This window comes from Pseudomonas putida, assembly GCA_029953615.1.
Taxonomy (GTDB): domain Bacteria; phylum Pseudomonadota; class Gammaproteobacteria; order Pseudomonadales; family Pseudomonadaceae; genus Aquipseudomonas.
The window spans coordinates 4,369,305-4,385,411 of sequence record CP124529.1 but is presented as its reverse complement, the minus strand read 5'-3'; the positions used below and the strand labels follow the sequence as shown (position 1 = coordinate 4,385,411).

The following is a 16,107-nucleotide window of genomic DNA, read 5'->3' as shown; positions in this document are numbered from 1 at the left end:
GCACAGGTCTACAATCGCCCTCCTCGCTTTTACATCGCCGTCCACACTGATGCCGACCTGTACGCTCCACCCCCTGCCCTACCAGCCCGACCCTGCCGCCTACTTCGCCCGCCTGCGCCAGGTCCCCGGCGCGATCCTGCTGGACAGCGCCCGCCCCGGCGCCGAGCGCGGCCGCTTCGACCTGATCAGCGCCTGGCCGCTGCAACACTTGCAAGCACAACCCGGCGAAGAGGGCCGTGCCTTCCTCCAGCGCCTGCGCGCTGGCCTGGCGCAACTGGGGCACGCGCAGTTGCCCGAAGGCAGCGAGCTGCCTTTCGCCGGCGGCCTGATCGGCTACCTGAGCTACGACTTCGGCCGCCGCCTGGAGCACCTGCCCAGCCTGGCCATGGACGATCTCGGCCTGCCAGACGCCCAGTTGGGCCTGTATGCCTGGGCGCTGGTCACCGACCACCAGTGCGCGACCAGCCAACTGGTGTTGCACCCGAGTCTTTCGGGCAGCGAACGCGAACGCTTGATCGACCTGTTCGAGGGTGTCGACAACGCAGAGAGCGGCAGTTTCCAGCTACTTGCGCCAATGGCCGGCGACCTGCTGCCCGAGCAGTACAAGGCGGCCTTTGACCAGGTGCAGCGCTACATCCAGGCCGGCGACTGCTACCAGATCAACCTGACGCAGCGCTTCCGCGCGCCCTGCCAGGGCGACCCGTGGCACGCTTACCAGGCCCTGCGCAAAGCCTGCCCCACCCCCTTCTCCGGCTATCAGCAACTGGCCGACGGCAGCGCCCTGCTGAGTTTTTCGCCCGAGCGCTTCATCCGCGTCAGCCAGCGCCAGGTGGAAACGCGGCCGATCAAGGGCACCCGACCGCGCGCCAGCAATCCTGCCGAAGACGTGCGCAATGCCGAGGAGCTGCTGCATAGCCCCAAGGATCGCTCGGAAAACCTGATGATCGTCGACCTGCTGCGCAACGACCTGGGACGCACCTGCGAAATAGGCTCGGTGAAGGTACCGGAACTGTTCAGCCTGGAGAGCTATCCCAACGTGCACCACCTGGTCAGCAGCATCACCGGCCGGCTGGCCAGCGACAAGGACGCCCTTGACCTGATCGGCGACAGCTTCCCCGGCGGCTCGATCACCGGCGCACCTAAGATCCGCGCCATGCAGATCATCGATGAACTGGAGCCGGCGCGCCGGGCGCTGTACTGCGGGTCACTGCTCTACGTGGATGTGCGCGGCGAGATGGACAGCTCGATTGCCATTCGCAGCCTGCTGGTCAAGGGCGGACAGGTTAGCTGCTGGGGCGGCGGCGCGGTGGTGGCCGACTCCGAGTGGCAGGCCGAGTATGAAGAGTCGATTGCCAAAGTGCGCGTGCTGATGGAGACCTTGCAAGGCTTGTGAGCGGGCGAGCCCGCGAAGCAGCCGCTACCGACTCCAAGTCCGTCTACCCCGCCATTTTTTGTTACCATCACCTTACTACGAGCGCACAGCGCCACAGCCACGATGGAAACCGCCTGATGAGCCAACCCTTCGACGTCGCCGCCCTGGCCGCGACCTATGCCAACAAGTCCCCGCAGGACATCCTCAAGCTTGCCTTCGAGCACTTTGGTGATGACCTGTGGATCTCCTTCAGCGGCGCCGAGGACGTGGTGCTGGTGGACATGGCCTGGAAGCTGAACAAGCAGGTCAAGGTATTCAGCCTCGACACCGGCCGCCTGCACCCGGAGACCTATCGGTTCATCGACCAGGTGCGCGAGCAGTACAACCTGCCGATCGAAATCCTCAGCCCCGACCGTGCCAAACTCGACCCGTTCGTCAAGGAAAAGGGCCTGTTCAGCTTCTACAAGGACGGCCACGGCGAGTGCTGCGGCATCCGCAAGATCGAGCCGCTGCGTCGCAAGCTGGCCACCGTCAGCGCCTGGGCCACCGGCCAACGCCGCGACCAGAGCCCGGGAACCCGCAGCCAGGTGGCGGCAGTGGAAATCGACAGCGCCTTCTCTACCCCCGAGCGTACCCTGTACAAGTTCAACCCGTTGGCGCAGATGTCCAGCGAGGAAGTGTGGGGCTATATCCGCATGCTGGAGCTGCCGTACAACAGCCTGCACGAGCGCGGCTTCATCAGCATTGGCTGCGAGCCATGTACCCGCCCGGTGCTGCCTAACCAGCATGAGCGCGAAGGGCGTTGGTGGTGGGAAGAGTCGACGCAGAAGGAATGCGGGTTGCACGCTGGCAACCTGATCAGCAAGGCTTGAGGTAGCCGGGGCTGTTTCACAGCCCATCGCGACACAAGGCCGCTCCTACAGGGGAATGTGATCTCCTGTAGGAGCGGCCTTGTGTCGCGATGGGCCGCAAAGCGGCCCCCTGCAATTCTGGATCAGTGCACCGGCAGTTCGACGCCTTCGAACAGCTCTTCCAGCTCCTGCTTGTTATGGCACTGAATGGCCTTGGCCATCACTTCACGGGTCAGGTGAGGGGCGAACTTCTCGATGAAGTCGCACATGAAGCCGCGCAGGAAGGTGCCACGGCGGAAGCCGATCTTGGTGATGCTGGCTTCGAACAACTCGCTGGCATCCAGTGCCACCAGGTCGCTGTCGAGCTTGGCGTCCACGGCCATGCCGGCGACGATACCCACGCCCAACCCCAGGCGCACATAAGTCTTGATCACGTCGGCGTCTGCCGCAGTGAACACCACCTTCGGCGTAAGGCCACGGTGGTTGAAGGCCTCGTCCAGCTTCGAGCGCCCGGTAAACCCGAATACATAGGTGACGATCGGGTATTCGGCCACAGCTTCCAGGGTCAGCTTCGGCAGCTTGGCCAGCGGGTGACCTTGCGGCACCACCACGCAGCGGTTCCACTTGTAGCACGGCATCATGATCAGGTCGCCGAACAGCTCCAGCGCTTCGGTGGCGATGGCGAAGTCGACGGTACCGTCGGCGGCCATCTCGGCAATCTGCATGGGCGAACCCTGGTGCATGTGCAAGGACACTTCCGGGTACTGCTTGATGAAGCTGCTGATCACCGGCGGCAAGGCGTAACGCGCCTGGGTGTGGGTGGTGGCGATGGACAGCGTGCCCTTCTTCTCGTTGGAGAACTCCTGGGCAATCTGCTTGATGCTTTCGACCTTGCGCAAGATTTCGCCGGCGGTCGTGATGATGCGCTCACCGGCCGGGGTGACGCGGGTCAGGTGCTTGCCGCTGCGGGCAAAGACTTCAACACCCAGTTCATCCTCGAGCAGGCGGATCTGCTTGCTGATACCTGGCTGGGAGGTATACAGGCTTTGCGCCGTCGCGGAGACGTTGAGGTCATGGTGCGCCACTTCCCAGATGTAGCGCAGTTGTTGAAGCTTCATAGGTTCCCCTCGGTTCAGCGATGAGTCCGCGGCAGCAGGCGGCGACGATATATAACTATATTAGTGGTTCTGGAAATAAATCTAGAACTATTTTGTTACATACCTATCGAAATGGCCTACAGCCATCTTCATGCTTTCCTACGCCCCAAATGGTGCGCCAACGGCACCATGTACACCGGCACTGGCGACAGCTGCAGCAGCCGTACCGCCGTGCGCCCCAATGGCACATCCACGCCGGCACCAGCACTGTGGCTACCGAAAATCAGCAAGTCGACGCTCAGCCGCTGCGCCTGCTCAAGGATCACCTGCGCCGGGTCTCCCTGGCGTACCCGCACCGCCTTGATCACCGCCAGGTCGGCCTCCTCGCCCAGTTCGTCGCGAAAGTTTTCCAACACACGCTGCTCGATGTTGGCCATCACCGTGTTCACCCCCTGGCTGTGCAGTTGGTCGAGCGTCTGTTCATCGAGGTAGCTTTGCAGGAGAGATTCAGCGAACTGGCCCATGGGCTCTACCGCGTGGATCACATACAACTCGGCGCCGAATGTGCGCGCCAGCGCCAGCGCGTGCTGCATGACAAGAAGGGGCGTAGACACCGAGGTCGGTGGCGTACAGCATGGAGTGGATCATTCGACCTCCTCGACTGCCGCTGCGGCAGAGCAAGCTTCAGCTTAGCAGCGCGCCGGACACACGCTTTGCCGTCTGGCGCGCTGCCGGCGAGGGCTGCAGAGCCCCGGGCGCGGGCGAAGCCGCCCTCAGCGGGGCTGCTCGCCACGGTTGATGAAGGCCAGCGCCTGGTACAGCATCTCCATCCGCGGCAAACGGCAGCCTGCCGCACGCGCCTGCGCCAACGGCTCGGCATAGATGGCCTGTAGCTCCAGCGGGCGCTTGTGGACATGGTCGTGGTACATGCTGGGCCAGTAGTCGGGCATGCGCTCGGTCACCTGGAACAGGTGCTCGGCATACCCCTCAGGCAACACATGGCCACACGCCGCCGCGCCCTGCACCACCTCGGCCATCAAGGCCTGGATCAAGGTGCGGCTATGGCTGTCCGCCATCAGCGCCGTGGTGCTGGCGGCGAGCAGCACCGACAGGCCGTTGTAGGGCACGTTCCACACCAGCTTCTGCCAGCGCGCCAGGGCCAGGTCGGGCATGGCCTGCGAGTCGATGCCCGCCGCCTGGAAAAGCCCCACGCCTTCATTGACCAGCGCGCTGCCGCCATCGCTGGCCGGCCCACTGTGGTAGCCAAGATTGACCGCCCCCAGGGCCTGGTGGCGGATCACACCGGGCGCCTGGCGGTTGACGCAGATGAAACACAGGCCGCCAAGCAGGTGCATGTCGCTGCGCAACGCCGGGCGCAACTGCGCCTCCACGCCCAGGCCGTTCTGCAGCAGTACCACCTTGGCACCCGGCGCGGCCGCCTGCACGATCAGCGGTGCCAACTGGTCATTGCTGGTGGCCTTGGCCCCCACCAGCAGCCAGTCGCAGGGTGGCATTTCGGCTGCACTGGCATACGCCTGCACCTTCATCTGCACGGTGCCATGCACGGCACTGTCCAGCGCTAACCCCTGCTCGCGGACAACCTCGTACTCGCTGCGCAGCAGAAAATGCACATCGAAGCCGGCCCGGGCCAGCATCAACCCATAGAAGCCGCCGATGGCGCCACTGCCGATGATGCCGATTCGTGGTGTGTGCGGATGCATGCCGATCTCCAGGTAAAGGTCAGCCCTCTTTTTACACAGGTTGCGCAGCGCTGGGCAGCCTCTGCGTGGCAAACACCTGTCATCTCGGAAAAACCCCACACAGACTGGGCCCAGCCCATTGTCGCGCCACCTGTAACGCGCTAAGGTTCGGCTCCCCGCTGCGATTATTCTTGCTGCTGGGCCGCACGGGGATAGTTGGCGGCCGGCACCGTGACCTGACGAGTAACACGATGGCTGATTTACCGATCGATGACTTGAACGTTGCCTCCAACGAGACCCTGATCACCCCCGATCAGCTCAAGAAGGAAATCCCCCTCAGCGCCAAGGCCCTGCAGACCGTGACTGCCGGCCGTGAAGTGGTGCGCAATATTCTCGACGGCAAGGACCATCGCCTGTTCGTCGTGGTCGGCCCCTGCTCGATCCACGACATCAAGGCCGCCCACGAGTACGCCGAGCGCCTGAAAGTGCTGGCCGAGGAAGTGTCTGACACGCTGTACCTGGTAATGCGCGTGTATTTCGAAAAACCGCGCACCACCGTCGGCTGGAAAGGCCTGATCAACGACCCGTACCTGGATGACTCGTTCAAGATCCAGGATGGTCTGCACATCGGCCGCAAGCTGCTGCTGGACCTGGCCGAAATGGGCCTGCCGACCGCCACCGAAGCGCTCGACCCGATTTCCCCGCAATACCTGCAGGACCTGATCAGCTGGTCGGCCATCGGCGCTCGCACCACCGAATCCCAGACCCACCGCGAGATGGCTTCGGGCCTGTCCTCGGCAGTCGGCTTCAAGAATGGCACCGACGGCGGCCTGACCGTTGCCATCAATGCCCTGCAGTCGGTGTCCAAACCGCACCGCTTCCTCGGCATCAACCAGGAAGGTGGCGTGTCGATCGTCACCACCAAGGGCAACCCGTACGGCCACGTGGTACTGCGCGGCGGCAACGGCAAGCCGAATTACGACTCGGTCAGTGTCGCCCTTTGTGAGCAGGACCTGGCCAAGGCCAGGATCAAGGCCAACATCATGGTCGACTGCAGCCACGCCAACTCCAACAAGGACCCGGCCCTGCAACCGTTGGTGATGGAGAACGTCGCCAACCAGATTCTCGAAGGCAACCAGTCGATCATCGGCCTGATGGTCGAGAGCCACCTGAACTGGGGCTGCCAGTCGATTCCGAAGAACCTGGACGAGCTGCAGTATGGCGTGTCTATCACCGATGCCTGCATCGACTGGTCGGCGACCGAGAAGACCCTGCGCAGCATGCGGGCCAAGCTGAAAGATGTGCTGCCGCAGCGCAAGCGCGGCTGATTGACCCAAAAAAAGCGGGGCCGCTGCGCGCCCCATCGCAGGCAAGCCAGCTCCCACATGTACAGCGTAATGCTTTGAATGTGGGAGCAACTGTCTTGCTCAATTTCTAAAAGCTGGCGCGATCCCTGTGGGAGCTGGCTTGCCTGCGATGGAACGCGCAGCGGCCCCGCTTTTTTACGGAATCAGACCTTGCTCGACTGCCGCTGCTGGCGCTCCATGTAGCGCTCCACGTACGAGCAGGACGGGATCACCGTGTAGCCCATCTGTTCCGCGTACTCCAGGGCCCGTTCGGTCAGGGCGGCAGCAATCCCGCGGCCGCGCAGGGCGTTGGGTACGAAGGTGCGATAGATGTCCAGCGTCTGCTTGCCCAGATCCATGTACGTCAGATAGGCACGATGACCGTCCACGTTGGTCTCGAACTGATGACCGGCCTGGTCATGGTGGATGGTCAGCGCTTCGCTCATCACTACTCCTCGCAGGTCTTGTCGGCAGACCCATACCTTAACCGATGGTGGTTTATCCGGCACAGAATCCTCTACGCCACCTGTTGCCCACTTCGACCACTGGACGATTGCAATCGTTCGGATCCTCTGGCACTCACAAGATAGTAGGCGCCGCGGGCGGGATTGCTCAAGGTGGTGGCGGTTAAAAATGGCTGGAATGCAGCCAGAGCGACTCTTGCTTGCACGCCAACGGCCACCGGATGTACTAGGGCTTAAGACGCTGAACGACAGTTAAAGTCACCGCTAGTTCAACAAAAAAGTTCCCGTACTACAAACGCTTGCGGTCCCTGCACGTTTTTTTCACAGGCGTGTCGCAAATCTTGTCGGAAAGGCGTCAAGCAACATTTTTTTTGCAGTTCTTGCGCTTAGTCAGTTTACTTACTACAAGTAATGGGTACTATGTACGCCGGCCAGTTTCTCTTTTCCGAGAGATGGCTATTTAATAGAAAGTCCTTGAAGGGGAACACGATGAACAACGTTCTGAAATTCTCTGCTCTGGCTCTGGCCGCAGTTCTGGCTACCGGTTGCAGCAGCGTATCCAAAGAAACCGAAGCTCGTCTGACTGCGACTGAAGACGCAGCAGCTCGCGCTCAAGCTCGTGCTGACGAAGCCTACCGTAAGGCTGACGACGCACTGGCAGCCGCTCAGAAGGCTCAGCAGACCGCTGACGAAGCCAACGAGCGCGCTCTGCGTATGCTGGACAAAGCCAGCCGCAAGTAATAATCCTCACGGATTGTTATGGAGCCGACCCACTTGTGGGTCGGCTTTTTTATTGCCTGCGACAAGGCAAACGCGCCAGGCAGAAACGAAAAGGCCTGCACTAAGGCAGGCCCGGGTATGTCGCAATAACCTTACTGCAGTTCGGGCGGAATGCTCGAAACCATCGGCGCGCCACCCTGGCTTTCGGTCGGCACGGCAATTTCGACCGGCATGCCATCTTCCGCGGCCACCACGTCACGCACCATGTCCCAGTTCATGCGCAGGTTATTGGCCAGGTCTTCACGCTTGAGCAAGGCGTTGATGACTGCAGTGTGTTTATCGACCACCGACGGATTACCCTGGTCGTCCAGCGGCGTGTGTGCCTCCAGATAGACCTTGCCGCCACTGATACCGAACTTGTAGGGCTCGTTGATGATGCGCACCGGCGTCCCCACCGGCACCATCTTCGACAGTTCCAGCACATTGTTGTTGAGCATGCGGAAACAACCGTGGCTGGTACGCATGCCAATGCCGAACTTCTTGTTAGAGCCGTGGATCAGGTAGCCCGGCACCCCGAGGGTGAACTTGAACGGCCCCAGCGGGTTGTCCGGACCGGCCGGCACCACGCTCGGCAGGATATCGCCATCAGCCGCGTGCTCGGCGCGGATCGACGCTGGCGGGGTCCAGGTCGGGTTTGGCGTCTTGGCGGTGATCTTGGTGTTGGCGATCGGTGAACCCCAGCCTTCACGGCCAATGCCCAGCGGGAAGGTATGCACCACATTCTGCCCTTTCGGGAAGTAGTACATGCGGTATTCGGCCAGGTTGATGACGATGCCTTCACGCGGGCCAGGCGGCAGGATGTAGCGGGTGGGCAGGATGATCTCGGTGCCCGCTCCTGGCAGCCATGGGTCTACGCCCGGGTTGGCAGCGATCATTTCCAGGTAGCCGAGGTCGTTGGCAGTGCCGATATCGGCGAACGTGTCCTCGTACTTTGCCTTGATCACCTGCACCTGGCCGATGATGTCTTCACCGGGTGGTGGCAGTGGCAGCTCCAGCGCAGCAGCGGGGCCTGCTACCAGCAGGGCGGCCAGGGACAGGCTACGGGTGACGGCAGGAAAGCGCGGCAACATCCGGTAAATCCTTCGAAAGGTGGGTCAAGAGAATCGATTGTACACCCGCGCCGATGCAAGCGGGAGGCATTGGCACCATGCAAGCGTTTCAGATGATGAAAGGTGCGCTGTTCAGCCGCCCTGCAGTTCCGGCCACACCGGGCGCATGCCGCGCCGCTGCGCATCTAGAATGGCGCGGCACAGGTCGCACAGGCGGCCGTCGCGGTAGATCGAGCGCGGCACCCCCGACCAGCGCGGTTGCGCCGGCAACAGGCCACCGCACAACGTGCGGTCAGCCGGTACGCCCAGCTCGAGCTGGCGGGCCACCAGGTGGACGCGGATTTCCTGGCAGGCAAACAGGTCGAGCTGCTCATCAGGCTCGATCAGTTGGTAGGCGTACAGGGACCAGGCAGGGCGCGGCATTGGTGGCACTCGAAACGGGGGGCGCAACATTAGCCGAAAGCCGGCGCCGTTTAAAGCGTCACAGCAAGGGTTTTATCGCCGGCCAGGCATTTTCCAGCAGGCGCTGCTGGGCGGCCTGGGCCGGGTGAATACCATCCGCCTGCATCAATTCCGGCACGCCCCCTACCCCCTCGAGGAAAAACGGCACCAGCGGAACCTGTTTCTCTGTCGCCAGCCGTTCATAAACCTGGGCGAAGGCAGTGGTGTAGCGCAGGCCATAATTGGGTGGCAGGCGCATGCCCAGCAGCACCACCTTGGCACCGGCCTTGCGCGCACTCTCGATCATCGAGGCAAGATAATTTGTTGCAATTGCGCTGGCGGCTGCCCGCGCAGGCCGTCGTTGCCGCCCAGTTCCAGCACCACCAGGCTCGGCTTGTGTGCTGCAAGCAGCGCCGGCAGCCGCGCCTGGCCACCGGCACTGGTGTCACCGCTGATCGATGCATTGACCACTTTGTCGTCGAAACCTTCGTCCCGCAGGCGGGTCTGCAACAGGGACACCCAGCCCTGGCGGGTATCCAGGCCAAAACCGGCGCTGATACTATCGCCGACAACCAGAAGTGTTCCCGCCGCCGCGCTCTGGGCCAGGCAATACAGGGCCAGACCGGCACTCAACCACCACACTCGCATCGGATTCTCCATGGGCCCCAGCATTCTCGTTGCGCAGAACCTTAGCAAAGTGGTCCCCAGCGCGGAAGGTGACCTGACCATCCTGCACGCGCTGTCTCTCGACCTGGCCCAGGGCGACAGCCTGGCCATTGTCGGCGCCTCGGGCTCGGGCAAGTCGACCCTGCTCGGCCTGCTCGCCGGTCTCGACCAGCCCAGTGCCGGCAAGGTCATCCTCGCTGGTCACGACCTTGGGCCGCTGGATGAAGACCAACGCGCACGGGTGCGCGCCGAACATGTGGGCTTCGTATTCCAGTCGTTCCAGCTGCTCGACAGCCTCAATGCCCTGGAGAACGTCATGTTGCCCCTGGAACTGGATGGCCGCCGCGATGCCCGCGAACATGCGCGCACTTTGCTCGAACGGGTCGGCCTGGGCAAGCGCCTGAGCCATACCCCGCGCCAGCTTTCGGGCGGCGAACAGCAACGGGTGGCCATCGCCCGCGCCTTCGCCGCGCAACCGGCAGTGCTGTTCGCCGACGAACCTACCGGCAACCTCGACAGCCACACCGGCGAGCGTATCAGCGATCTGCTGTTCGAACTAAACAAGGAGCGCGGCACCACCCTGGTGCTGGTTACCCATGACGAACGCCTGGCCCGGCGCTGCCGCCGCCAGATCCGCCTGGATGCGGGCCGCCTGGTGGCCCCGGTGGAGGTCTGATGAACCACATGCCGCTGTCCCGCCTGTGCGGCCTGGCCCTGCGCCAGTTGCTGCGCGACATCCGCGCCAGCGAAGTGCGCGTGTTGTTCTTCGCCCTGCTGGTGGCGGTGGCAGCGAGCACTGCCATCGGCTATTTCGGTGCCCGCCTCAACGGTGCCATGCAACTGCGTGCCAGCGAGTTCCTCGGTGCCGACCTGGTGCTACAGGGCAGCGCCCCGGCCCGCGACCAGCAGATCGAGGCCGGCAAGGCACTAGGCCTGCGCCACGCCCGGGTGGTCGAATTCACCAGCGTTGTCGGCGGCGACAACGGCATCCAGCTGTCCAGCGTCAAGGCTGCCGATGGTGCCTACCCGTTGCGCGGGCAAGTGCGCAGCGCCGCGGCGCCGTATGCCGCAGAAACCCCGGGCGGCGGCCCGGCACCCGGCGAAGCATGGGTCGAACCACGCCTGCTGGCGGCACTGGGACTGAAGGTTGGCGACAGCATCGACGTGGGCATGAAAACCTTGCGCATGAGCCGCGTGCTGACCTACGAACCGGACCGCGCCAACAACTTTTACAGCCTTACCCCTCGGGTAATGATGAACCTGGCCGATCTGCCGGCCACCGGCGTGATCCAGCCGGGTAGCCGGGTTACCTACCGCGACCTGTGGCGCGGCGATGCCGAAGCGTTGACCCGGTACCGCGAGGCACTGAACAAGGACCTGGCCGCCAACCAGCGCCTGCGCGACACTCGCGATGGTAACCAGCAGGTTGGCGGCGCCCTGGGCAAGGCCGAGCGCTACCTGAACATGGCCAGCCTGGTGGCCGTGCTGCTGGCAGGCGTCGCCGTGGCCCTGTCGGCCAGCCGCTATGCCGCACGCCGCTTGGACGCCAGCGCCCTGCTGCGCTGCCTGGGCCTTTCGCGCCGCCAGGCGCTGGGCCTGTACTGCCTGCAATTGGCCATGCTCGGCCTGGTCGCAGCGCTGGCCGGCGCCCTGCTCGGCTGGCTGGCCCAACTGGGCCTGTTCCGCCTGCTGCACGGCTTGCTGCCGAGCGTGGTACCTGCAGGCGGCATCGTCCCGGCCATGGCCGGCATCGCTACCGGGCTGGTGGCCCTGGCCGGTTTCGCCCTGCCGCCAATCGCCGCGCTGGGCCAGGTGCCACCGCTGCGCGTGCTACGCCGCGACCTGCTGCCGATACCGCCCAGCAGCTGGCTGGTGTACGGCGCGGCGCTGTTCGCCCTGGGCCTGATCATGTGGCGGCTGAGCCTCGACCTGCTGCTCACCTTCGCCCTGCTCGGTGGCGGCCTGGTCGCCGCGCTGCTGCTCGGCGGCCTGCTGCTACTCGGTTTGCGCAGCCTGCGCCAGTTGCTGGGCGGGGCCCCACTGACCTGGCGCCTGGGGCTGGGCCAACTGCTGCGCCACCCCATGGCCGCTGCCGGCCAGGCCCTGGCCTTCGGCCTGATCCTGCTGGCCATGGCCCTGGTCGCCCTGCTGCGTGCGGAACTGCTCGACACCTGGCAAGCGCAGCTGCCCAAGGATGCACCCAACCATTTCGCCCTGAACATCCTGCCGGATGACCGTGAGCCCTTCGCCCGCCACCTGCAGCAGGTCAATGCAACCTCGGCGCCGCTGTACCCGGTGACACCTGGCCGCCTGGTGCGTATCAATGAGCAACCGGTGCAGCAGGTGGTCAGCAAGGACTCGGCAGGCGAACGTGCCGTGCAGCGCGACCTCAGCCTGACCTGGGCGGCCGAACTGCCCGAAGGCAACGCCTTGACGGGCGGCAACTGGTGGCAGGCGCTGCCCGCCGCAGATGAAATCCCCGGTGTATCGGTGGAGGCGGAACTGGCCAACAGCCTGAAGCTGCAACTGGGTGACCTGCTGACCTTCGACATCGGCGGCCAGCAGCGCCAGGCACGGGTCAGCAGCCTGCGCAGCGTGCACTGGGACAGCTTCCAGCCGAACTTCTACATGATCTTCCAGCCCGGCACGCTGCCAGGGGCTGCCAACCACCTATCTGACCAGCTTCTATCTGGCAGCGGGCCATGACCTGGATGTGGTGGCGCTGTCACGGGCATTCCCGGCGGTGACCATTCTGCAGGTGGACGCCTTGCTCGATCAGTTGCGCAGCATCCTGGCCCAGGTGACCCTGGCGGTGGAGTACGTGTTGCTTTTCGTGCTGGCGGCCGGGCTGGCGGTACTGTTCGCCGGCTTGCAGGCAACGCTGGACGAGCGCATTCGCCAGGGTGCCTTGCTGCGTGCACTGGGCGCGGCGCGGCCACTACTGGTCAGGGCACGGCGGATCGAGTTCGGCTTGCTGGGTGCGGCCAGCGGCTTGCTGGCCGCGGTCGGGTGCGAGCTGATTACCCTGGTGCTGTACCGCTACGCCTTCGACCTGCAATGGAGCCCGCATATGTGGCTGTTGGTGTTGCCGCTGGCAGGGGCGCTGTTGGTGGGTGGTGCGGGGGTGCTGGGAACGCGGCGGGCGTTGAATGCCAGCCCGTTGGCGGTGTTGCGCGAAAGTTGAGGGTTGCCTGTGCCGGCCTCTTCGCGGGCTTGCCCGCTCCCACCACGCCGGCACAACCTTCAAATGCGCTGGTAAACCTGTGGGAGCGGGCAAGCCCGCGAAAAGGCCGGCCCAGGCAACATCAGATCACTGCCCGTAGCTGATGCTGTTCACATACCAGGTCGCTTCACCGGTAGGCGTGTGCACCACCACCTCGTCACCCTCCTCCTTTTTCAGCAGGGCACGAGCCATGGGCGAGTCGATCGAGATGTAGTCATTGCGCCCATAGATCTCGTCATAACCGACAATGCGAAACTTCATGGTCTCGCCCTCATCGTTCTCGATCTCTACCCAGGCACCGAAGAACACCTTGCCCTCCTGCTGCGGCGAGTAAGCCACCACCTTCACATCTTCAAGACGCTTGCGCAGGTAACGCACCCGACGGTCGATCTCGCGCAGCAGCTTCTTGTTGTACTGATAGTCGGCGTTCTCGCTGCGGTCACCCAGCGATGCCGCCCAGGTTACCTTCTGGGTGATCTCCGGGCGGTACACCCGCCACAGGTGGTCCAGCTCTTTCTTCAGCGCCTCATGGCCTTCCGTGGTAATGATGTTGGTGCTCAACAGCGCGCTCCTCAGCGGCGGGTAATCAGGCCTTGGCGCGCGATACGGGTGAGGTGGCCGATGATTTCGGCGGCCTCGTCCGGCGCCGGGGCCTGGATCACAGCCAGGTCGAAACGGTCATTGCCATACTGCGCGAGGTGGCAGCCGGTATCGGCGAACTGGATCAGAAATGCACGCGCCTGGCCCTTGCGCCGGGACAGGCCTTCAAGGTGACGTAAAAGAGTGGGTTGATGCTGGCCGCCGAGCAGGATGCGCGGTGTGCGGGAAACCTGGCTGGCAGGCAAGGGGCTCAAACAGACACTGGTACGTGGGCAACTCATGGAGCTTCTCTCCGCCTCGCGAATCCCGCTGGGCAGCGGTGGGAGGCGTCACCGAACCAGCGCTTTAGCGGTATTTCGGATGACCCGGAGGTGGGCTTCCTGCGCCCCGCAAGTAGCTGTTTAAATCGGCGCAGTCGGTATGCTAGAGCTACAAGCGGCAAGATACAAGCCTCAGGCCGAAAGTGAACGGCCTGGGCTTGTATCTTGGCGTATGCGGTATCAGCGAGCGATCAGGCGGTCCAGCGAGAAACGGCCAGCGCCTTCGATCAGTACCGCGACGGTACCGGCCAGCAGGGCCAGGCCGAACTCATAACCGTTGTTGGACATGAACAGGCCGTTGCCGATGTGCACCGAGAGGATCGCCACCACCAGGGTCACTGCCAGCACCAGAGCCGCGGGGCGGGCCAGCAGGCCGATCACCAGGGCCAGGCCGCCAAAGAACTCGGCACTACCGGACAGCAGCGCCATCAGGTAACCCGGGGCCAGGCCGATGCTCTCCATCCATTGGCCGGTGCCTTCCAGGCCATAGCCGCCGAACATGCCGAACAGTTGTTTTGCGCACCATGCGCGATGAAGATGATGCCGAGCAGGATACGGATGACGCTCAGGCCAGCGCCGGCGCGGGTGGAGAACAGAGCGTTGAGGGTAGCGTTGTTCATGTCGAAAACTCCTTGAAGCGGGAAAGTTGTGTTGGGATGGGCGCCATCATAATCGATTCAATAGATATGAAAATCGCAAAAAACCCAACATAACAATCGACAAAATCGATTTGTCAGCGCTTCGCCACACGCTCCAGCGCGGCACGCTCCCGATTGAACGCTACAAAGTACTTGTTCACGCTATTGACGAAGTTGACCGGCCCCATGCCCACCTGCTCCATGGCGATGCGTTCGGTCTGGAAGAACCATTGATCGCCATTCAGCCCACGCCGCCGCGCTTCGGCGCGCATGGCCTGGACCCGCTCGGGCCCCAGGTTGTAGGCCGCCAGCACGAAGGCCATGCGCTCGCGTTCGTTGATTCTGGCACTGGCAAAGAACTTGCGCCGAATCAGCGCCAGGTAGCGGGCACTGGCCTGGACATTGCCATCCACCGTGGCGGTGTTGCTCACCCCCACGCGCTGCGCCGCCGACGGAGTAATCTGCATCAGGCCATGCGCCCCGCCGGTGCCGCGCGCTGCCGGGTCGAGCGTCGATTCCTTGAAGGCCAGTGCGGCAAGGTTGAGCCAATCGATCTGCTGCGCCTCACCGTGCTTCTGCAGCACCGCACGCAGCGCGGTCAGGCGCTGGCGATTCCTGCTGGCCAACGGGTCGTGTACCCGGTACTGGCGGCGGTAGATGCGCTCGAACGCGGCGTCCTGGTTGTCCGGCGCGCGGTAACCCTGCAGAAAGCGATCGACCGTGGCCAGCAACTGCGGCGCATCGGGCCTCACATACCAACGCATGGCTTGCGGCGCCCCCATTTTCACGCGGCTGTCCAGGCGCAGGCGCGGCATCACCCGGGCCCAGCGCCGGGCGATCGGCTGCTCGACCACGGTCAGGTGATAGATGCCAGCCTGGACCATTTCCAGCACATCCTCCACCGCCAGGGTCGAGTCGACCCACTCCACCTTGATCGGCGCGCGCTTGCGCAGCGCCAGCTGCTGGTTGACCTGCTGGATCAACGGGCCAGCGGCACTGGCGCTGGTCAGGGCCACGGTACGCCCGGACAACTGCTCGACATGGCTGAAGCTGCGTTCGCCCTTGCGCCCCACCAGCAGCAGCGGCACCTGGTCGAGCACCGGCGCACTGCTGCTGACCCCGCGCACCACGCCAAGGTCGAGCAGCTCGCCCGGCGCGGCCAGGTCGCCCTCGCCACGGGCCAAGGCGCCCAGCAGCTGCTCCTTGGCCCGAGGGATCAGCTTGAGCTGGATCTCCTGGCCGTCAGCGGCGCGGGCATTGAGATAGTGCTCCAGGGCACGCAGGCGATAATATTCGATGCCGACCGGCTCACCCTTGACCTCACCAGAGCTGTTGCGGCTCTGGTTGACCAGCACCCGTAACACCTGGCTGGTGCGAATCTGTTGCAGATCACGGATCTTGGTCGGCGGGATGCTCTGCTGCGGCCCTGGCGCGCGTGCGTGGGCGGGCCCTGTCAAGGTCAGCCCCAGCGTCAGCAGGAAAATGAGCCAGCATCGCTGCATGCGAAGTCGTGTCCGTGGTCGGTGGGCGGCATCCATGGGGTTGCACCGCCAGGAGAGA

The 16,107-nt window shown here is 63.9% G+C and carries 14 protein-coding genes and 4 pseudogenes; 7 read left to right on the top strand and 11 right to left on the bottom strand.

The window, feature by feature from the left end:
* Positions 1 to 49 precede the first annotated feature (49 nt).
* Together pabB and QIY50_20120 are read left to right on the top strand one after the other, a co-directional pair.
* Positions 50 to 1,393, top strand: coding sequence for an aminodeoxychorismate synthase component I (gene pabB / locus QIY50_20125; GenBank protein WGV19621.1), 1,344 nt, complete (start codon positions 50 to 52; stop codon positions 1,391 to 1,393).
* A gap of 116 nt (positions 1,394 to 1,509) precedes the next feature.
* The gene (locus QIY50_20120) at positions 1,510 to 2,244 is read left to right on the top strand and encodes a phosphoadenylyl-sulfate reductase (GenBank protein ID WGV19620.1); all 735 of its coding nucleotides are present in this window, start codon (positions 1,510 to 1,512) and stop codon (positions 2,242 to 2,244) included.
* A 122-nt stretch (positions 2,245 to 2,366) separates the two neighbouring features.
* Here the strand turns inward: QIY50_20120 and cysB are convergent, their stop codons facing one another.
* The 3 genes and pseudogenes from cysB to QIY50_20105 all read right to left on the bottom strand — a co-directional run bounded on the left by cysB (position 2,367) and on the right by QIY50_20105 (position 5,041).
* Positions 2,367 to 3,341 (bottom strand): HTH-type transcriptional regulator CysB, encoded by a 975-nt coding sequence (cysB, locus tag QIY50_20115; protein ID WGV19619.1) that lies wholly within the window; start codon positions 3,339 to 3,341, stop codon positions 2,367 to 2,369.
* A gap of 128 nt (positions 3,342 to 3,469) precedes the next feature.
* Positions 3,470 to 3,968: pseudogene (locus QIY50_20110) on the bottom strand (universal stress protein).
* A 125-nt stretch (positions 3,969 to 4,093) separates the two neighbouring features.
* On the bottom strand, positions 4,094 to 5,041 hold the full coding sequence (locus tag QIY50_20105) for a putative 2-dehydropantoate 2-reductase (protein ID WGV19618.1): 948 nt from the start codon (positions 5,039 to 5,041) through the stop codon (positions 4,094 to 4,096).
* 230 nt (positions 5,042 to 5,271) lie between these two features.
* On the opposite strand from QIY50_20105, the gene QIY50_20100 reads away from it, so the two are divergent.
* Positions 5,272 to 6,348, top strand: a complete 1,077-nt coding sequence (locus QIY50_20100; GenBank protein WGV19617.1) for a 3-deoxy-7-phosphoheptulonate synthase — start codon at positions 5,272 to 5,274, stop codon at positions 6,346 to 6,348.
* A gap of 182 nt (positions 6,349 to 6,530) precedes the next feature.
* Here QIY50_20100 and QIY50_20095 read toward each other — a convergent pair whose 3' ends face one another.
* A complete protein-coding gene (locus QIY50_20095) occupies positions 6,531 to 6,812 on the bottom strand; it encodes a GNAT family N-acetyltransferase (GenBank protein ID WGV19616.1) in 282 nt (93 codons plus the stop codon).
* Between the two features lie 507 nt (positions 6,813 to 7,319).
* Here QIY50_20095 and oprI point away from each other — a divergent pair.
* Positions 7,320 to 7,571: an outer membrane lipoprotei OprI gene (gene oprI / locus QIY50_20090; protein ID WGV19615.1), complete on the top strand. Its 252-nt coding sequence runs from the start codon at positions 7,320 to 7,322 to the stop codon at positions 7,569 to 7,571.
* 131 nt (positions 7,572 to 7,702) lie between these two features.
* Here the strand turns inward: oprI and QIY50_20085 are convergent, their stop codons facing one another.
* The 3 genes and pseudogenes from QIY50_20085 to QIY50_20075 all read right to left on the bottom strand — a co-directional run bounded on the left by QIY50_20085 (position 7,703) and on the right by QIY50_20075 (position 9,748).
* Positions 7,703 to 8,680: a L,D-transpeptidase family protein gene (locus QIY50_20085; GenBank protein ID WGV19614.1), complete on the bottom strand. Its 978-nt coding sequence runs from the start codon at positions 8,678 to 8,680 to the stop codon at positions 7,703 to 7,705.
* 111 nt (positions 8,681 to 8,791) lie between these two features.
* Complete coding sequence (locus QIY50_20080) at positions 8,792 to 9,082, bottom strand: hypothetical protein (GenBank protein WGV19613.1); 291 nt, start codon at positions 9,080 to 9,082, stop codon at positions 8,792 to 8,794.
* Between the two features lie 58 nt (positions 9,083 to 9,140).
* Positions 9,141 to 9,748, bottom strand: a pseudogene (locus tag QIY50_20075) (arylesterase).
* Between the two features lie 10 nt (positions 9,749 to 9,758).
* Here QIY50_20075 and QIY50_20070 point away from each other — a divergent pair.
* Complete coding sequence (locus QIY50_20070) at positions 9,759 to 10,442, top strand: ABC transporter ATP-binding protein (protein WGV19612.1); 684 nt, start codon at positions 9,759 to 9,761, stop codon at positions 10,440 to 10,442.
* Positions 10,442 to 12,950, top strand: a pseudogene (locus QIY50_20065) (ABC transporter permease). The gene QIY50_20070 and the pseudogene QIY50_20065 overlap by 1 nt, the downstream one beginning before the upstream one ends.
* Before the next feature lie 126 nt (positions 12,951 to 13,076).
* On the opposite strand, the gene greB reads toward QIY50_20065, so the two are convergent.
* The 3 genes and pseudogenes from greB to QIY50_20050 all read right to left on the bottom strand — a co-directional run bounded on the left by greB (position 13,077) and on the right by QIY50_20050 (position 14,469).
* Positions 13,077 to 13,550 carry a transcription elongation factor GreB gene (gene greB, locus QIY50_20060; protein ID WGV19611.1) on the bottom strand — a complete coding sequence of 158 codons (474 nt, stop codon included), beginning with the start codon at positions 13,548 to 13,550 and terminating at the stop codon, positions 13,077 to 13,079.
* Between the two features lie 11 nt (positions 13,551 to 13,561).
* Positions 13,562 to 13,870 (bottom strand): hypothetical protein, encoded by a 309-nt coding sequence (locus tag QIY50_20055; GenBank protein ID WGV19610.1) that lies wholly within the window; start codon positions 13,868 to 13,870, stop codon positions 13,562 to 13,564.
* A gap of 219 nt (positions 13,871 to 14,089) precedes the next feature.
* A pseudogene (locus QIY50_20050) lies at positions 14,090 to 14,469 on the bottom strand (DoxX family protein).
* Between QIY50_20050 and QIY50_20045 the strand changes: the two are divergent.
* Positions 14,434 to 14,622 carry a hypothetical protein gene (locus QIY50_20045; GenBank protein ID WGV23148.1) on the top strand — a complete coding sequence of 63 codons (189 nt, stop codon included), beginning with the start codon at positions 14,434 to 14,436 and terminating at the stop codon, positions 14,620 to 14,622. The pseudogene QIY50_20050 and the gene QIY50_20045 sit on opposite strands and share 36 nt — an antisense overlap.
* A 20-nt stretch (positions 14,623 to 14,642) precedes the next feature.
* Here QIY50_20045 and QIY50_20040 read toward each other — a convergent pair whose 3' ends face one another.
* Positions 14,643 to 16,049, bottom strand: coding sequence for a transglycosylase SLT domain-containing protein (locus QIY50_20040; GenBank protein ID WGV19609.1), 1,407 nt, complete (start codon positions 16,047 to 16,049; stop codon positions 14,643 to 14,645).
* Between the last annotated feature and the right edge of the window lie 58 nt (positions 16,050 to 16,107).